This is a genomic window from Shinella agrisoli (assembly GCF_046557955.1).
Lineage (GTDB): Bacteria > Pseudomonadota > Alphaproteobacteria > Rhizobiales > Rhizobiaceae > Shinella.
In genome coordinates this window covers 25,178-41,584 of the sequence record NZ_JBJIEP010000030.1, presented here as the reverse complement: position 1 = coordinate 41,584, position 16,407 = coordinate 25,178, and the positions used below count along the sequence as shown (strand labels likewise).

11 protein-coding genes are annotated in these 16,407 nt (G+C 66.1%); 5 read left to right on the top strand and 6 right to left on the bottom strand.

All coding sequences use genetic code 11. The annotated features are described in order from the left end of the window. Positions 1 to 244: 244 nt before the first annotated feature. Positions 245 to 1,333 (top strand): hypothetical protein, encoded by a 1,089-nt coding sequence (locus ACIIOY_RS23775; protein WP_411037154.1) that lies wholly within the window; start codon positions 245 to 247, stop codon positions 1,331 to 1,333. Between the two features lie 82 nt (positions 1,334 to 1,415). Continuing rightward, on the top strand, positions 1,416 to 3,323 hold the full coding sequence (locus ACIIOY_RS23770) for a glycosyltransferase family 2 protein (protein ID WP_411037153.1): 1,908 nt from the start codon (positions 1,416 to 1,418) through the stop codon (positions 3,321 to 3,323). A 294-nt stretch (positions 3,324 to 3,617) separates the two neighbouring features. Here the strand turns inward: ACIIOY_RS23770 and msrC are convergent, their stop codons facing one another. Next, positions 3,618 to 4,109: a free L-methionine (R)-S-oxide reductase MsrC gene (gene msrC, locus ACIIOY_RS23765; RefSeq protein WP_411037152.1), complete on the bottom strand. Its 492-nt coding sequence runs from the start codon at positions 4,107 to 4,109 to the stop codon at positions 3,618 to 3,620. A 111-nt stretch (positions 4,110 to 4,220) separates the two neighbouring features. Beyond that, positions 4,221 to 4,688, bottom strand: coding sequence for an Lrp/AsnC family transcriptional regulator (locus ACIIOY_RS23760; protein WP_411037151.1), 468 nt, complete (start codon positions 4,686 to 4,688; stop codon positions 4,221 to 4,223). 122 nt (positions 4,689 to 4,810) lie between these two features. On the opposite strand from ACIIOY_RS23760, the gene ACIIOY_RS23755 reads away from it, so the two are divergent. The 3 genes from ACIIOY_RS23755 to lpdA are packed head-to-tail and all read left to right on the top strand — an operon-like array spanning position 4,811 to position 9,504. Next, entirely contained in the window at positions 4,811 to 6,889 is a 2,079-nt protein-coding gene (locus ACIIOY_RS23755; RefSeq protein WP_411037150.1) for a transketolase C-terminal domain-containing protein, read from the top strand. A gap of 3 nt (positions 6,890 to 6,892) precedes the next feature. Continuing rightward, the gene (locus tag ACIIOY_RS23750; protein WP_411037149.1) at positions 6,893 to 8,110 is read left to right on the top strand and encodes a dihydrolipoamide acetyltransferase family protein; all 1,218 of its coding nucleotides are present in this window, start codon (positions 6,893 to 6,895) and stop codon (positions 8,108 to 8,110) included. Continuing rightward, on the top strand, positions 8,107 to 9,504 hold the full coding sequence (gene lpdA, locus ACIIOY_RS23745) for a dihydrolipoyl dehydrogenase (protein WP_411037148.1): 1,398 nt from the start codon (positions 8,107 to 8,109) through the stop codon (positions 9,502 to 9,504). Before ACIIOY_RS23750 ends, lpdA begins: the two co-directional genes overlap by 4 nt. Positions 9,505 to 9,567: 63 nt before the next feature. On the opposite strand, the gene ACIIOY_RS23740 is transcribed toward lpdA, so the two are convergent. From ACIIOY_RS23740 to ACIIOY_RS23725, 4 genes are all read right to left on the bottom strand, one after another. Continuing rightward, entirely contained in the window at positions 9,568 to 11,367 is a 1,800-nt protein-coding gene (locus tag ACIIOY_RS23740; protein WP_411037147.1) for an NAD(P)/FAD-dependent oxidoreductase, read from the bottom strand. A 152-nt stretch (positions 11,368 to 11,519) separates the two neighbouring features. Continuing rightward, positions 11,520 to 13,391, bottom strand: a complete 1,872-nt coding sequence (locus ACIIOY_RS23735) for a sigma-54-dependent Fis family transcriptional regulator (protein WP_411037146.1) — start codon at positions 13,389 to 13,391, stop codon at positions 11,520 to 11,522. A gap of 66 nt (positions 13,392 to 13,457) precedes the next feature. Further along, the gene (locus ACIIOY_RS23730; RefSeq protein ID WP_411037145.1) at positions 13,458 to 14,936 is read right to left on the bottom strand and encodes an amidohydrolase family protein; all 1,479 of its coding nucleotides are present in this window, start codon (positions 14,934 to 14,936) and stop codon (positions 13,458 to 13,460) included. Positions 14,937 to 14,962: 26 nt separating this feature from the next. Next, a complete protein-coding gene (locus tag ACIIOY_RS23725; protein ID WP_411037144.1) occupies positions 14,963 to 16,405 on the bottom strand; it encodes an amidohydrolase family protein in 1,443 nt (480 codons plus the stop codon). Positions 16,406 to 16,407 lie beyond the last annotated feature (2 nt).

The following is a 16,407-nucleotide window of genomic DNA, read 5'->3' as shown; positions in this document are numbered from 1 at the left end:
TCCACGCGTGCAGCCGGCATGCGCAGGCAGGTTGTTCATTGGACACAGTTATGTCTTTAGCATGGCGCCCCATTTCAAGGGCTGCCTTCGCCAGCCGTTACCCGCTCTCTATTCGACGAACCGCTTATAGCGGATTCTTGCGCGATTTTGGAGAGCAATCCGGCAGGACCCTCCAGCCGCTTTGACTTGACGAAGAACGCGGCCTATAGCTGCCGCCGGTCACCTATCGGCAGGGGAAATCTCATTGGCTGACGCCCTCAGGGCCTTCATTTCCGGATTGTTGCCGTCCCCTCGGCTTCGCCCGGATTCGACCGGCAGCGCGAGGCGGCCGGTCAAACGAATTATCGTCTTCGGCCGGCACCCGAACCCGACATCCGATTACTACTTCGCGGCCCGGCTCGCGGCTCCCGGCATGCCGGACCATCAGTTCCTCGATATTCGTGACAGCGAGCCGGCCGACATCGACGCAGACGGCGCATTCGTCATCCTGTGCCGGTATGCGTCCGCCGCAACCTTGCGCTGGATCGAGCGAGAACATCCAAGGCTCGCCGGTGTCGGCCTTTTCCTGGACGACGATATCCCCGCCGTAATCACCGGACGCGACGCGGATATGGGCTACCGGCTCTTTCTGCTTTTCCGGGCGATCCTGCCCCTTCGGCGGCTCAACCGGCATCTGGATATCGTATGGGCATCGACGCCCCTTCTCGCGGAACGCCTCGGCGCGGCAAAAGCACGGATACTGCCCCCTTCTCCACCCGAGGCCTTGTGGAATGTGCCCCATCCTGCACAAAACCGCGCCTCTTCTGAAACGACGATAGGCTACCACGCAAGCGCGGTGCACGTGGAAGAACACGCCTTCCTCGCACCCATCATTCGCGAGGTACTCGCCGCGCGTCCGGCAGCGCGTTTCGAGGTGTTTGCCGGACGCAAGGCGGCAGGCCTATGGAAGGGAATGGAGCGGGTCACGCTCCGCCGGCCGGTTTCCTGGCCCGCCTATCTCGCCGAGACATCCGGGCGGCGCATGGACATCATGCTCGTGCCCGTTGCCTCCTCTCCCGTCAACGACTGCCGCTCCGCGACCAAGCGTATCGACGTGGCGCGGGCAGGCGCAGCCGGCATATTCTCGCTGTCGCCAGCCTATGGAGAAGCGGACGGGAGCGGAGAGATTCTGCTTCCTTACGACCGTACCGTCTGGCAGAACGCCATATTGGAACTGATTGACGACGCAGACAAACGCGCCGCCGCTGCCATCGCCACCCGGATGCGTGTCGCAGCGATGACGCGATTGGCCGAGAACGGCCTTGACCTATCCGGAACGGACGGTAATTCGTGATGCCCCAACCGAGGATGGCAGATCGATCCGGCATCTGCCGCCCCTTCACTTCCGATCCATTATTCCGCGTCAACGAGCCAGAATGATCCCCATCTCCAGTGACAGACTTGTTGTCATAGACGGCGCGGACGCTGTCCGCTATGCGGACAAGCCGGTCATTCTGCATATCGACGATCCCCACCATACCCTGGGCAGCACGCCTGCCATCCTGCTTCACCGGGCCGGGCGGACACCGGCGATCCTCGCCCGGTCCGCCTTCATCGGCAAAAAGGGAAAGGGGCGGTTTTTCGGCTGGATGCCGGCCGGGCTCGTGGCGATTTCCATGCAGGCCGGGGCCGACGCGGCGACCGGCACCGCCAGGCCCAGCATCCGCATGCGATCGCCGGGCTATGCGGAAATCGCGTTGCGGATCGGCATGTCTTTTCCCTTTGCCGCCATGCAGACCCTGCGCCTCTTGCTCCACCGCAACATCAAGGGTTTCCAGTACCGTTTCGTACGGCTCTTCGAGGCGCTTTCCGCTCCCCGCTATGACGATTGGGTAAAACGCCCGGTCATCGGCGGCATGCCGGAAGGGGAAGCCTGCGCTGAAGCCCCATTTGCCGTCTTCGTGACGATCGTCGGAGATGAGCGCCAGGCGCATGGGACGCGAAAGTCCATCGCCCGCCAGACATGCCCGTTCGTCCGGGAGGTTTCGCACGCGAGCTTGCACGAACTGCTTGCGAAGGCCGGCGTCCCATCCTTCTGGATGTGCCTGCCGGCAGGCTTCACGCTCGAGGAGACGGCAATCGACCAATTGGTCCGCCCGCTTCTGGCGGACGACAGGCTCGCAGGGGCCTATTGCGACGAGGATTGCCTTCGTTCCGACGGGACCCGTTTCGCCCCCTTCTTCAAGCCCGCCTGGAACGCTCCCCTGGCCGAGACCGGTTGGCTGCCGCAGGAAGGGGCGCTCGTGCGCCTTTCGGCCTTGCCGGACGGATTTTCACCGTCCGAAGCCGACATGGGTTCCCTGCTGGAAAAGGTTTCGCCATACGGCGACATCGTCCACATCCCGCGCGTCCTCCTGCACCGCGATACCCGGCGCCCACCGGCACCGGCCTCGCTGCCCAGAGAACCGGCTCGCCCGACGAATGTCAGTGTCGTGATCCCCACCCGGGACCGCGCGGACTTGCTGCGAACCTGCCTCGACGGGCTCTTCAACCGGACACGCGCCGATGAACTCGATGTAATCGTAATAGACAACGACAGCCGGGAGCAGGAGACACTGGACCTGCTTCATGACTACGAACACAGCGGTCGCATTCGCCGGCTGCCGATGCATGGATCCTTCAACTTTTCCCTGGCATGCAACCTCGGTGCCGAGGCCGCCCGCCACGAACTTCTGCTGCTATTGAACAACGATATCGACCCGATCGAGCAGGGCTGGCTGGAACAGATGGCCGCCGAACTGGCCGATCCGCGGATCGGGGCTGCCGGAGCGCTGCTGCTGTTTCCCGACGGATCGGTTCAGCACGCGGGCGTCACGCTCGGCGCCGGCTCGGTGGGACGCCACAATTTCCATTTCCGCTATCCGGATGCAGGAGAGGATTTCGGCCTCATCTCGCAAAGGCAGGACGTGAGCGCGGTCACGGCCGCTTGCCTTCTGACGCGCAAGAGCCTTTGGCGGCAGGTCGGCGGGATGAACGCGGACCGGCTGCCGGTTGCCTTCAACGACGTGGATTATTGCCTGAAGCTGCGTGAAAAGGGCTACGGCATCCTCTGGACACCGCATGCGCGGTTGATCCATCGCGAATCGGTCTCGCGCGGATCCGACGATACGGCGGAAAAGATAGCCCGTTTCGCCGCGGAGGAACAATACATGCACGAGCGGTGGGGCGCGACGCTGATGTCGGACCCCTTCTACAATCCCAATCTGTCGCTTGCGGCGGGCGACCGGGTTCTTGAGGCGGCGCCACGCGACCTGTCGCCGCGTCTCGCCCGGATAATCGCGTGAGCGCCCGGCCGCCCCGCACATGAAATCACGACAAAAAAATGGGCCGTCGGAAACCGCGGCCCATGAGGTGTGAAGGTCTTAAACCTCCAGAGGGGAACAGCTGGTGCAGCGGCACTGGGAGGAGAAGCCGCCATGTGCATCAGCTGTGGGCACTATGACCGTTTTTTGATCAGATGGAAAACATTTATTGTGCAATGCAGCTATGCAGACGCTGCGTTGCTCCGTGAATGGAGCAGGCCAACGCACCGCTCCTGCTGAGATTGCCGTCTTCCGGAAGGCGGCCGCCTTGCGATCTCAGAAATCGCTCGCCGCGACATAAAGCGCGGCAAGGGCTTCGAAACCCGCCTGGTCTTCCGCTGTGAAGCGGCCGGGCACCGGGCTGTCGAGATCGAGCACACCGATCATCGCGCCGTCGCGGGCCACCGGCACGACGAGTTCGGATCGCGAGGCGGCATCGCAGGCGATGTGGCCGGCAAACGCATGCACGTCCGGAACGAGCTGGCTGCGCCCTTCGGCGACGGCGGTGCCGCACACGCCCTTTCCGACGGGGATGCGCACGCAGGCGACCTTGCCCTGGAAGGGACCGAGCACCAGTTCATTTGCGGACTTGAGGAAGTAGAAGCCCGCCCAGTTGAGGTCGGCAACCGCATGGTAGATCAACGCGGAGAGGTTGGCGGCATTGGCGACGGCATCGCGCTCATCGTGAAGCAGCCCTTCGGCCTGGGCGATGAGCTCGCGGTAGAAGCCCGGCGTGTCCGCGGCCTCGATTGTCCGGATATCATGCATGGCGGGTTCCTCGAACATGCGCGGCGGGGTCATCGTTAGACGCGGCCACGGCGCTTGGCAAGGATGTTTCGAGCGGCGGGGCAGGGCCAGCGCACGGCCCGACGCCACTGTTCAAAGCGGAAGTTCGGTCGTGTACTTCACACTCTTCAGGGCGAAATGCGAGGAGGAATTGGCGACAGCCTCATGGGTCAGGATCGCCTGCATCAGAAGCTGCTCGTAATCCTTCACGTCCTTGACGACGACGCGGATCAGGTAGTCCCATTCGCCGGACATCGAATAGCACTCGAGCACCTCCTCGTGCCGCTGCACGAAGCGCTCGAAATCGCGCCGCGCAATGGGATCGTGGGACTTCATGCGCACCTGGCAGAAGACGTTGAGGCCGCGGCCGATGCGGTCCGGATCGAGCAACCGCACGGTCGGGCCGAGCACGCCCGCCTCCTCCAGCGCCTTGATGCGCCGCCAGCAGGAGGCGCTGGAGGCGCCCACCTCTTCGGCCAGCGCCGCATGGCTGATATCGCCGCGTCGTTGCAGCACCTTCAGGATTTTTCTGTCTACGGCGTCCAATTGAATGGAATCCATCTCGAAACCGGTGATTCTGATAGGAACGTTTCATTTCTACGCCAAAATCCGGGCTGTTTGAAACGTCTTTTCGGTTGCCGCGTCCTACACTTGCCTCAATGCATACCATGCGGGAGGAAACCATGGCGCAGGCAGCTCTCAAACCCGTCGTCAGGAATGCGCCGGACGACGCCGTCGACTGGAAGCGTATCGCCTATCTCGTGCACCTGTCACGCGCGCTTGACGAGATGGAGGAAACCCGTCTCGTGCCGGAAAAAAAGGTGCTCTACCAGTTCTCCGCCCGCGGTCACGACATGGCGCAGATCCTGCTCGGCAGCCTGCTGACCGACCGGCACGACGCGGCCTGCGGTTATTACCGCTCGCGCCCGCTGCTGCTCTCGCTCGGCGTCGACCCGGCCGATGCGCTCGGTTCGGCGATGGGCCGCGCCGGAGGCTATTCCGACGGGCGCGACATCGGCGTCGTCTTCAACTATCCGAACCTCGACGGCGCCTCCGCGCTGCCGATGTGCGGCGGCGTCGGCACACAATACACCCCCACCGCCGGCTGGGCGCAGGCGGTGAAGTATTATGCGGAGGTGCTGGGCGAAAAGGACTATGCCGAGAGCATTGCCGTGGTGCTCGGCGGTGACGGCTCGGTCGCCTCGAACGGCTTCTGGTCGGCGCTGACCATCGCCACCACGCAGATCCTGCCGATGCTCTTCTACATCGAGGACAACGGTTACGGCATCTCCGTGCCTTCGCTCATCCAGACGCCCGGCGGAAACATCGCCGCCAATCTCGCCGGCTGGAAGAACCTGACGATCTTCGAAGGCGACGGCACCGATCCCGCCGCCGCCGCCCGCCTGACCGGCGCGGCGGTGGAGCATGCGCGCCGCAACCGCGCGCCCGCCCTTCTTCGCCTCACCGTGCCGCGCCTGCAAGGCCACAGCTTCCAGGACACACAGGCCTACAAGAGCGAGGAGACGGTGCGCAGCGAATGGGCCCGCGACCCGCTGCCGCGCCTCAAGGACTATATCGTGCCCGCCGTCCTCAGCGAAACCGAGTGGCAGGCGGCGGCCGATGACGCAGCACGGGCGGCGGAAGAGGCTCGGATTGCCGCCGAAGCACGCCCGGCGGCGATGCCCGAAACCGTGACCCGGCATGTCTTCTTCGAGGGCGGCATGCAGGTGATGGGCGGCCAGTTCCCCCACGGCTACAGGCCGCCCGCGGCGTCCGAAGAGCCGAAAACCGAAGGCCAGCGCGTCAACATGGTGACCGCCATCCGCCGCACGCTCGAGCACGAGCTTTCCATCAACAAGCGCGTCGTGCTGTTCGGCGAGGATGTCGGCCCGAAGGGCGGCGTGCATGCCGTCACCCTCGGCCTTCAGGAAAAGTTCGGCCGCGAGCGGGTTTTCGATACCTCGCTGTCGGAAGAGGGCATCGTCGGCCGCGCCGTCGGCATGGCGCTGGCGGGCCTGATGCCGGTACCGGAGATCCAGTTCCGCAAATATGCCGAACCCGCCGCCGAACAGATCAACGACTGCGGCACGATCCGCTGGCGCACCAACAACCGCTTTGCCGCGCCCATGGTGTTGCGCATGCCCGGCGGTTATTTCAAATGCGGCGATCCCTGGCACAGCCAGACGAACGAGGTCGCCTTCGTGCATCAGCCCGGCTGGAAGGTCGCCGTTCCCTCCAATGCCGCCGATGCCGTGGGCCTGCTGCGCACAAGCCTGCGCGGCAACGACCCGGTCATCTTCTTCGAGCATCGCGCCATGCTGGACCACGCCTGGGCGCGGCGGCCCTATCCGGGCGACGACTATGCCCTGCCTTTCGGCAAGGCGAGTTTCACCCGGCGCGGGGAGAAGATCACGGTCGTGACCTGGGGCGCGATGGTGCATCGCTGCGAGGAGGCCGCCGAAGGCCTTTCCGCGGACGTCATAGACCTGCGCACGCTGATGCCGTGGGACAAGGAGGCGGTCCTTTCCTCCGTGCGGCGCACGCGGCGCTGCCTTATCGTCCACGAAGACCTCGGCACGGCCGGCTTTGGCGCCGAAATCTCAGCCGTCGTCGCCGACGAGGCCTTCATGGATCTCGACGCGCCCATCTCCCGCCTCGCCATGCCGGACATCCCCAGCCCGCACAATCCGGTATTGCTCGATTGGGCGGTACCGTCGGTCGACCGCATCCGCGCCAAACTCGAAACGCTGCTGGAGTTTTGAGCCATGGCCGGGTTGATCGATGTCCTCGCCCCGGAGGACCAGGAGGGCAGCAGGGCGGTCGTCCGCAACTGGCTGAAGGCGGTCGGCGAGACGGTCCTGCTCGACGATCCGCTCGTGGAGCTTGAAACCGACAAGGTGACCCAGGAAATTCCCGCGCCCGTCACCGGCATCCTGGACGAAATCCTCATGCAGGGCGGCGAAAAGGTTGAACCCGGCGCGGTGCTCGGCCGGATCAGGCTCGAAGATTCCGCCAGCGCGGCCGTGGCCCCCGCCTCCCCTGCCGCATTGGAAAAGGAGGCCGCGCAGGTCCCGCCGCAAGCCACGCACTATTCCCCGGCGGTGCGGCGGGCGGCCGAGGAATACGGCATCGATCCCGCAACGGTGACGGGCACCGGCAAGGGCGGGCGGGTGACGCGGGCCGACATGGACGCCGCGCGCGAGGCGGCGCTCGCAGCATCCCGGTCACGACCCGCCGGTGTCTCCTCTCCTTCCCCCACGCGGATGGAAAAAACGGTCGGCGAAGCGCGTGCCCGGTCGATAAAGCATTCGCCGATGCGGCTTGCCATCGCCGAGCACATGCAGATGTCCATTGCGACGGCACCGCATGTCACGGCGGTGTTCGAAGCCGATTTCAGCGCGGTGATGCGGCACCGCGAGAACAACAAGGCCGCCTTCGCCGCATCGGGCGTGCCGCTCTCCTATACGGCCTACGTCGTCGCGGCTTGCGTATCGGCCATGAAGGCCGTGCCCGCGGTCAACAGCCGCTGGTTCGAAGACCGGCTGGAGATATTCGAGGACGTGAACATCGGCATCGGCACGGCGCTCGGCAACGACGGGCTCGTCGTGCCGGTCATCCATGAGGCACAGAACCTCTCGCTTTCGGGGATCGCCGCGCGCCTTCAGGACCTCACCACCCGCGCAAGGACAAATGCGCTGACGCCGGCCGATATGCGCGGCGGCACGTTCACCATTTCCAACCACGGCGTTTCCGGCTCGCTTCTCGCCGCGCCGATCGTCATCAACCAGCCGCAATCGGCGATCCTCGGCGTCGGCAAGCTGGAAAAGCGGGTCGTGGTGCGCGAGGCGGATGGCGTCGACACGATCCAGATTCGTCCCATGGCCTATGTCTCGCTCACCATCGACCACCGCGCGCTCGACGGCCACCAGACCAATGCCTGGCTCGCCCGTTTCGTCGAAACGCTCGAAAGCTGGCCGCAATGACCGCGTCCCACGACTATGACCTGCTGGTGGTCGGCGGCGGTCCCGGCGGCTATGCCTGCGCCATCCGGGCCGCCCAGCTCGGCCTGAAGACGGCCTGCATCGAGGAACGGCCGACGCTCGGCGGCACCTGCCTCAATGTCGGCTGCATTCCCTCCAAGACCCTGCTGCACGCAACGCATCTGCTCGAAACTGCCCGCGACGGCCATATGGCGGGCTTCGGCATCGATACCGGCCCCGTCGATCTCGCCACGCTGATGGAGCGCAAGGACGCAACCGTCGCATCGCTCGCCAAGGGCATCGATTTCCTGTTCCGCAAGAACGGCGTGACACGGCTGGCAGGCCGAGCGCGCCTTGCAGGCCCGGCCCGCGTGGAGATCGCCGCAAGGACGCTCACCGCCAGGTCCATCGTCATCGCAACGGGCTCCGTTCCCGCAACGCTGGCCGGGCTGCCGGTGGACAACGCAGCGGGTTTCATCGTCGATTCGACGGGCGCGCTTTCCCTTCCGCGGGTGCCGGAACGGCTCGTCGTCATCGGCGGCGGGGTCATCGGCCTCGAGCTGGGTTCCGTCTGGCGCCGCCTCGGCGCGAAGGTGACGGTCGTCGAATATGCCGACGGCATTCTGCCGGACATGGACGACGATATCCGCGCAGCGATGACGAAGATCCTGTCGCGCCAGGGCATGACGATCCACGCCGCAAGCGCCGTCTCCACCGCCGAGCTCCGCGACGGGAGCGTAATTCTCACGCTCAAGGCGGCAGACGGCCGGACATCGGAACTGACGGCGGACGTCGTCCTCGTCGCCGCGGGACGGCGGCCCAATACGCGAGATCTCGGGTTGGAAACGGTCGGCATCACGCCGGACGAGGATGGGTTCATCCCTGTCGACGGCCGCGGATGGACGGGCGTGGAAGGCATCCACGCGATCGGCGACGCCACGCGCGGCCCCATGCTGGCGCACCGGGCCGAGGACGAAGGCATCGCTGTCGCAGAACGGCTTGCCGGCAGGCCCGGCATGGTCAACCATGCCATGATACCGTCCGTGGTCTATACCGATCCGGAAGTCGCCTCGGTAGGCAAGACGGAGCAGGTGCTCAGGGCCGAAGGGATCGCCTATCGCGCCTCGACCTTCCCCATGCTCGCCAACAGCCGTGCGAAGGCGAACGGCAGTACCGAGGGTTTCGTGAAGTTGCTGGCGGCGCAGGAAAGCGGCGTCCTGCTCGGCGCCCACATCGTCGGCGAGCTTCCCGGCACGATGATCGCACAGGTATCGCAGGCAATGGAGTTCGGCGCCACGGCGGAAGACATCGCCTATACCTGCCACGCCCATCCCACCCACAGCGAAGCGATCAAGGAGGCCGCCCTCGGCTTCGGCGGCGCGGCGGTCCACATCTGAGGCCCAACTGTCCTTCGCATGAAAAGGCGGGCAGCGCATCACGCTGCCCGCCCGAAAGCCGGCCTATTTCCGGTGATGAACCGGTTGGAGGCCATAGACCGGCGTGGGGATGCCTTCCATGCGCGCCTTCAGCTGCAGCGAGAGATACTGCGAATAGTGGCGGGACTGGTGCAGGTTGCCGCCGTGGAACCAGAGCGCCTCCTGCTGCGTCGGTTTCCACATGTTGCGCTGCTCGCCCTCCCAGGGGCCGGGATCCTTCGGCGTGTCGGAACCGAGCCCCCAGACCTTGCCGACCCGGTCGGCCGTCTCCTGGTCGATGAGGTCGGCGACCCAGCCGTTCATCGAACCGTAGCCCGTCGCGTAGACGATGACGTCGGCCGGTATCTCCTTGCCGTCCGCGAGCTTCACGGAATTCTCCGTGATCTCCTCGACCTGGCCGGCGGCGAGCTTGATCTTGCCGTCGATGATCAGCTGCGAGGCGCCGATGTCGATGTAGTAGCCGGAGCCGCGGCGCAGGTACTTCATGAAGAGGCCCGACCCGTCCGCGCCCCAGTCGAGCTGGAAGCCGGCCTTTTCCAGCGCCGCATAGAAGTCGGCGTCGCGCTCGCGCATCTTGTCGTAGAGCGGTATCTGGAATTCATGCATGATCCGGTAGGGAAGCGAGGCGAAGATGAGGTCGGCCTTGGCCGTCGTCACGCCGTTCGCCAGCGCCTGTTCGGAATAGAGCGCACCGAGGCCGATGTCCATCAGCGTGTCCGAGCGCACGATATGGGTCGTCGAACGCTGGATCATGGTGACGTCGACGCCGGCCTCGTAGAGCGCCGCGCAGATGTCGTGCGCCGAATTGTTCGAGCCGATGACGACCACCTTCTTTCCCTTGTAGCCATCCGGCCCCGGATGCTGGGAGGAATGATGCTGCTCGCCCTTGAAGCGCTCGCGGCCCTTGAACTCCGGTATGTTCGCCTTGCCGGACATGCCGGTCGCGAAGACGAGCTGTTTCGGCCGCAGCACCACTTCCTCACCGTCGCGGTCGACCACGACGGTCCATTCCTTGGCGGCCTCGTCCCACTTTGCCGACTTGGCGGTGGAGCGCGTCCAGTAGTTCAGCTCCATGACCTTCGTATAGAATTCCAGCCAGTCGCCGATCTTGTCCTTCGGCGCGAAGACCGGCCAGTTCTTCGGGAAATCGATATAGGGCAGATGATCGTACCAGACCGGATCGTGCAGGCAGAGCGACTTGTAGCGCTTGCGCCAGCTGTCGCCCGGCCGGTCGTTCTTTTCGAGGATGATGGTGGGCACGCCGAGCTGGCGCAGCCGGGCGCCGAGCGCGATGCCGCCCTGCCCGCCACCGATGATGACGACATAGGGCTGCTTCTCATAGCCGAGCGTGCGTTCCTCCTCCTCGCGCTCCTCCTTCCATGTCTTCGCGCCGAGGTTCTGGCCGTGCTTGGCGCCGAGCGGGCGCGTGAAGCCGGCTTTTTCCTCATGACCCTTGAGTTCTGAGAGCGTGGTCAGCAGCGTCCAGACGAGGCCGTTCTTGAAACGCACGAGGCCGTAGCCGCGCCCGGTCGCCGTCTCGAACGAGATCCAGCTCTCCAGCACGCCATCGGCCTCCGTCGCCTCCTCGCCGGCGGCGACGCGCCAGTTGGAAGGCTTTGCGCTGGAAAGCTGCGATTGCAGCATGTCACGCACCTGATCGCGGCCCTCGACGGTCTTGATGTTCCAGGTGAAGGCGACGAGGTCGCGCCAGTAGCACTCCTCGGCAAAGAGGTTGGCGGCGTCCTCGACGCGTCCAGCTTCGAGGGCCGCGCCGAGTGTGTCGAGAAGCGCTTGGGCGCGCGTGGTGGGGGTCTTTTCGAGCATGGTTTTCTCCTCTTGCTGTCTCCCGGCGAAAGAGCAGCAAGCGACATGCCAGATTGAAATTTTGTCAATTTATCAAGTGCTTGGCTCAGCAGGTGCTTCACCGGCCGGGTGAATGCGACAGGTGGCGTGCAACAGGTGTTGCAGCCGTTGCATCAGTTGAGGCGCTTCAGGCGGCGATGGATGGTGGAGCGGTTGACGCCGAGCTTGCGGGCCAGCGCGGAGACATTGTTGCCGCAGTCGCTGAGCGCCTGGCGCAGGGCGCCTTCGTCGCCGGGCCGGGGCGCAACAGGTCCGGCAAAGAGGTGATCCGGAAGGCTGTCGAGGGTGATGACACCGCCCTCCGACAGCGCGGCGGCCACCCGCAGCGCATTGGAAAGCTCCCGCAGGTTGCCCGGCCAGTCGTGGGACAGGAGCGCCGCCCGCGCCGCCTTGTCGAGCCGATAGGACGCGCCGTTTTCCTTTTCGATGCGGGCAAGAAGCTGATCGACCAGCCAGCCGAGGTCCTGCCGCTCTCGCAGTGCCGGAAGGGTCAGCGTTGCGGCGTTGAGGCGGTAGTAGAGGTCCTGCCGGAAACGGCCTTCCCTCACCAGTCCGGCGAGGTCGCGGTGGGAGGCGGAAAGGACCCTGAGGCGCACCGTCCGCGCCTTCAGCGCGCCGACCGGCTGCACCTCGTTTTCCGAAAGGACGCGCAGCAGCCGGCTTTGCAGGGAAAGCGGCATGTCGCCGATCTCGTCGAGGAACAGCGTGCCGCCGTTCGCCTCCTCGATCAGCCCGCGCTTGCCCTTCTGGCTGGCGCCGGTGAAGGCGCCGGGCGTGTAGCCGAAGAGTTCGGATTCGATGAGATGTTCCGGAATGGCCGCACAGTTGACGGCGACGAAATTGCCGCCGCTGCCGCAGCTGTCATGGATCGCCCGCGCCAGAAATTCCTTACCGCTGCCCGTCTCGCCCTGGATGAGGATCGGAATGTTCCGGGCGGCAAGTTTCGCCGCACGCACCTGCAGGCGTTCCATCGCGGTGTCGCCATGGCTGATATCCCGCAGCGCCCGCGGCAAGCGCGGCTCCTGGCCGACGGGTGAGCGGAGGCTGACCGCCGGCGCGATGGCGCTCGCAAAAAGCACCAGCCCGTTGCGCGCCCGAAGCAGCCGCTCGCCGTTCGGCCGGCCGCGCATGAAGCGCGGAAGGTCGTCGACGTCGATATCGAAGACCTGCGAGATCGGCTGGCCGAGGAAATCGCGGGTGGAAAGACCATGCAGGTTCATCGAGCGGGCAAGCACGCCGAAGCCGCCATGGGTCATTCCGGTAATGTGCCCGCTGCCGTCAAGGGCGATCGCCGCATCGGGATCGACGTCGAGGAATTCCGGCGAGCGGGCAAGGCGCAGCACCCAGTCGTTGCGGGTGCGGGTCATGAGGTTCGCAAGCTCGATGCGCCGGGCGGTCGAGGCGACGAGATGCAGCGCAAGCTGCTGGCTGGCCTTGGCCGTCGGCGAGCGAAGCTGCGATATGTCGAGCACGGCCGTAAGGTCGCCCAGGGTGTCGAAGACCGGGGCGGCGGTGCAGGTGAGCCCGATATGGCTGGTGTCGAAATGATCGTCCTGATGGATGATGACCGGTTCGCCGGAGACGATACAGGCGCCGACCGCGCAGGTGCCCGCCCGGTTTTCCGACCATTCCGAGCCGAGATAGAGCCCCGCCTTGCGCAGCTGGTTGTCGAAGGTCGGGTCGCCCATGAAATCGACGGTGACGCCCCGCGCATCGGAAAGCAGCAGCACGTAGTTCTGCTCGGCCACCTGGTTGAACAGCGCCTCCAAGCCCGAGCGGCCGATGCGGATCAGTTCCTCGGCCTGCTCGCGGTGCTCGCGCAGCTTCAGCTCCGGTACGATGTAGGCTTCCTGCGCGACCGCGGGGTCGAGCTTGTAGTCGTTCAGGCAGCGCAGCCAGGACTGGATGACGGGCGCATCGCGCGGGCTGACCGCGCCCATGCCGACACGTTCGATCTCCCGTATGTGCGACAGCGTCGACACCATCCAGTCATCCTCCCGCGCGCATGGTCGCACAGGAAGCGCCTTCCGACAATCGCCTTGCGCCCGCCCCTAGCCGGCCTTCCAGTGCGGATAGGTCGGCGGGAACATGCTCTCCAGGGAAGGATGGCCCCAGGTGCGCTGCGGATACTTGGCGAGCAGCCCTTCGAACTGCGCCTGCGCCTGCCTGCGGGCCGCCTTGACGTCGATGCCGGCGACCTCGCCGTCGCGCATGGAAAGCCGTCCGTCGACGAAGACGGCGCGCGTCACCCGGCCGCTTGCGCCGAAGATCAGCGACTGCACCGGATCGACGGTCGGCGCGAAGCGCGGGTCGGAAAGGTCGAAGATGGCGATGTCGGCCTTGGCGCCCGGCTGCAGGCGGCCGATGTCCGGACGGCCGAGCGCATCGGCACCGCCGAGCGTCGCCGCATCGAAGACTTCCGCCGTCGAAAGCCCCGCCTCGCCCGCGGCGATGCGGCCGGTCATCAGCGCGACGGCCATGTTCAACACCATGTCGGGCGGGCTGGTATCGGTTCCCATGCCGATGCGGATGCCGAGATCGCGGCAGCGGCGGAAGGAGTTGAGGTATTCGCCGCCGCGGGCAAAGACCAGCGGGCAATGGGCGATGGTGACGCCATGCCTGGCGTAGAGGTCGAGGTCCTCCGGCTCGGCCTGCACCGCGTGCGGCGCAATCAGCCGCTCGTTGAGAAGGCCGTGGCGCGCCATCCATTGCGGCGCAGTGGTGTCGTGCAGGCGCGCGACCGCCTGACGCTCCATCCTGCCCTGCGCCATGTGCAGGCGCACCGGCAGTCCCATCTCGGCGGAGGCGGCCATGGTGCGCTGGAGAAGCGCCAGCGTCGAGGTCTCCACGCGGTCCGGCGCGAGCATGCCCTGCACCAGCCCCTCGTGACGGCCGGCGATGCGCCCGGCAAAGGCGATGGCCTCCTCCAGCCCCCTGAGCCCGCGCGCCTCGTCGAAGACCGGCTCCAGCCGGCCCGGCGCCTCGCAGACCATGCCGCCGGACCGATAGGCCGGGCCGAGCCAGACGCGCAGGCCGAGTTCCCCCGCTGCGTCCGCCGCGCCCTCGAATTCCGCGACGGTCTCGGCCCATTCGCGATAGAACAGCGAGGCGATGGGCAACGCCGAGGTGACCCCGTTCAGGAGGAGTTGCGCGAAGGCGAAGCGCTTCTGGAAGACAAGCTCTTCCGGCGTGTACATCTCATAGGGGCCGCGCTCGACATAGCTGCGCGGCCAGACGCGGCCCGTCGCCCAGCCGGGACCGTATTCGATGGTCAGCAGCGTGGTATCGAGGTCGGAGAGCGCGTCGAGGTCGACGAAGCCGGGCGAAACCAGCACGTCGCCAAGTTCGATGCGGCGGGCCACCTCGCCGGGAAAGCGTGGACCGACATGGATGACCTCCTGCCCCTCGATGACGACCTCGCCATCGGTCAGCAGCCGGTGGCGGCCGCTTTCGTGCGCGACGATCCAGCGGGCGGAAAGCGCGGTGCGCCCTTCCGGGCGGCGGCCGAGGGCAAGGTCGGCAAGGCTCATGGGTCTGTCCACTCCGGGCAATCGGGTTATTCGATGAGGTCGAGGTCGCGGCTGTGGCACCAGAACATGCGCGGCGTCTCCAGCGCATGGCGCAGGCCGAGGCGGTCGATCATCAGTTCGGCCTCGCGCTGGGCGGCATCGAGCACCGCGTCCTGGTCGACATGGAGCGGCTGCCGGTCGCGCAGCAGCACCTTGCCGCCGACGAGGACGGTGTGCACGTCGTTGCCGTTGGCGAAGCAGGTGACGCGGAACTCCGGCATATGGGCGGGATAGAGATGCGGCCGGCGCAGGTCGACGAGGATGACATCGGCCTTCTTGCCCGGCTCCAGCGAACCGATCTCCGCTTCGAGACCGAGCACGCGGGCGGCATCGATGGTGCACATTTCCAGCGCCTTGCCAGGCGGCAGCCAGCTCGGGTCGTGGAAATGGGTGCGATGATAGTGCATGCATTGCTGCATGTGGCGGAACATGTCCGCCGAACGGTCCGGGGCGGTCGCGTCCGAACCGATGGCGACGGTGACGCCGGCATCGATGAGCTCCGGCACCGGGCAACGCGCGAGAATGGCGGCGACGGCGCTCGGATTGTGCACGATGCATGTGCCGGTCTCCGCGCAGATCGCGATCTCTTCCTCGCCAAGGCCTGTCGCATGCGACAGCAAGGTGCGGGGCCCTAGAATGCCGACGTCCTTCGCGATGCAGACGCTGCCCTTGGTGTGACCGTCCTGCGTGAAGACGAGGCCGCGCTCTTCCGCGAACTGCTTGACCGCGCGCGACTGCGCGACGGCCTCCTCCGCACCTGCGGCCTCCCTGTAGCCGGGATGCAACGTCGGCGTCAGCAGGGCGAGGTGCATGCGGTCGCCATGGCTGCCGTGCCAGCGGTCGACGAGCGTCCTGCACGTGGAGAACTGCTGCTCGAAGGAAACGGGATAGTCCGTCCGCGATTCGCCGTCCCAGCGGGCATAGGTCAGCGGGTGCGGCGGGCGCGTGGTGCCGACGGCGACCACCGAGCGGGTGCCGATGCCGAGCACGCCTTCCATATGCGCCTCGCCATAGACCGGCTCGTCGGTCCGCATGACGGAATCGCCGCCGCCGAGCAGCGAGACGCCCGTGGTGACGCCGAAGCGCAAACGCTCCAGCGCGGCAAGCTGCGCCTCCGCGAACCAGAATTCCGGCGTCGAGCCGACCGTATAGGCGCCGCGGCACGCCTCATACCACGGCTCGCTCTTGCCGCCGCCGAGTGTCTTGATCAGGCCGTGGCCGGCATGGGCGTGAGCGTCGACGAGGCCGGGCATGATCGCCATGCCGCGCGCATCGATGACCTCGCGGGCGGGATGAGCCGCGGCCACCTCGTCCGTCGCGCCGACGGCGACGATGCGGTCGCCGGTGATGGCGACCGCTCCGTCGGCGATGATCCGGCGCTCCGGATCGATGGCGATGACGGTGCCGTTCTTGATGAGGATGTCGGCCATGG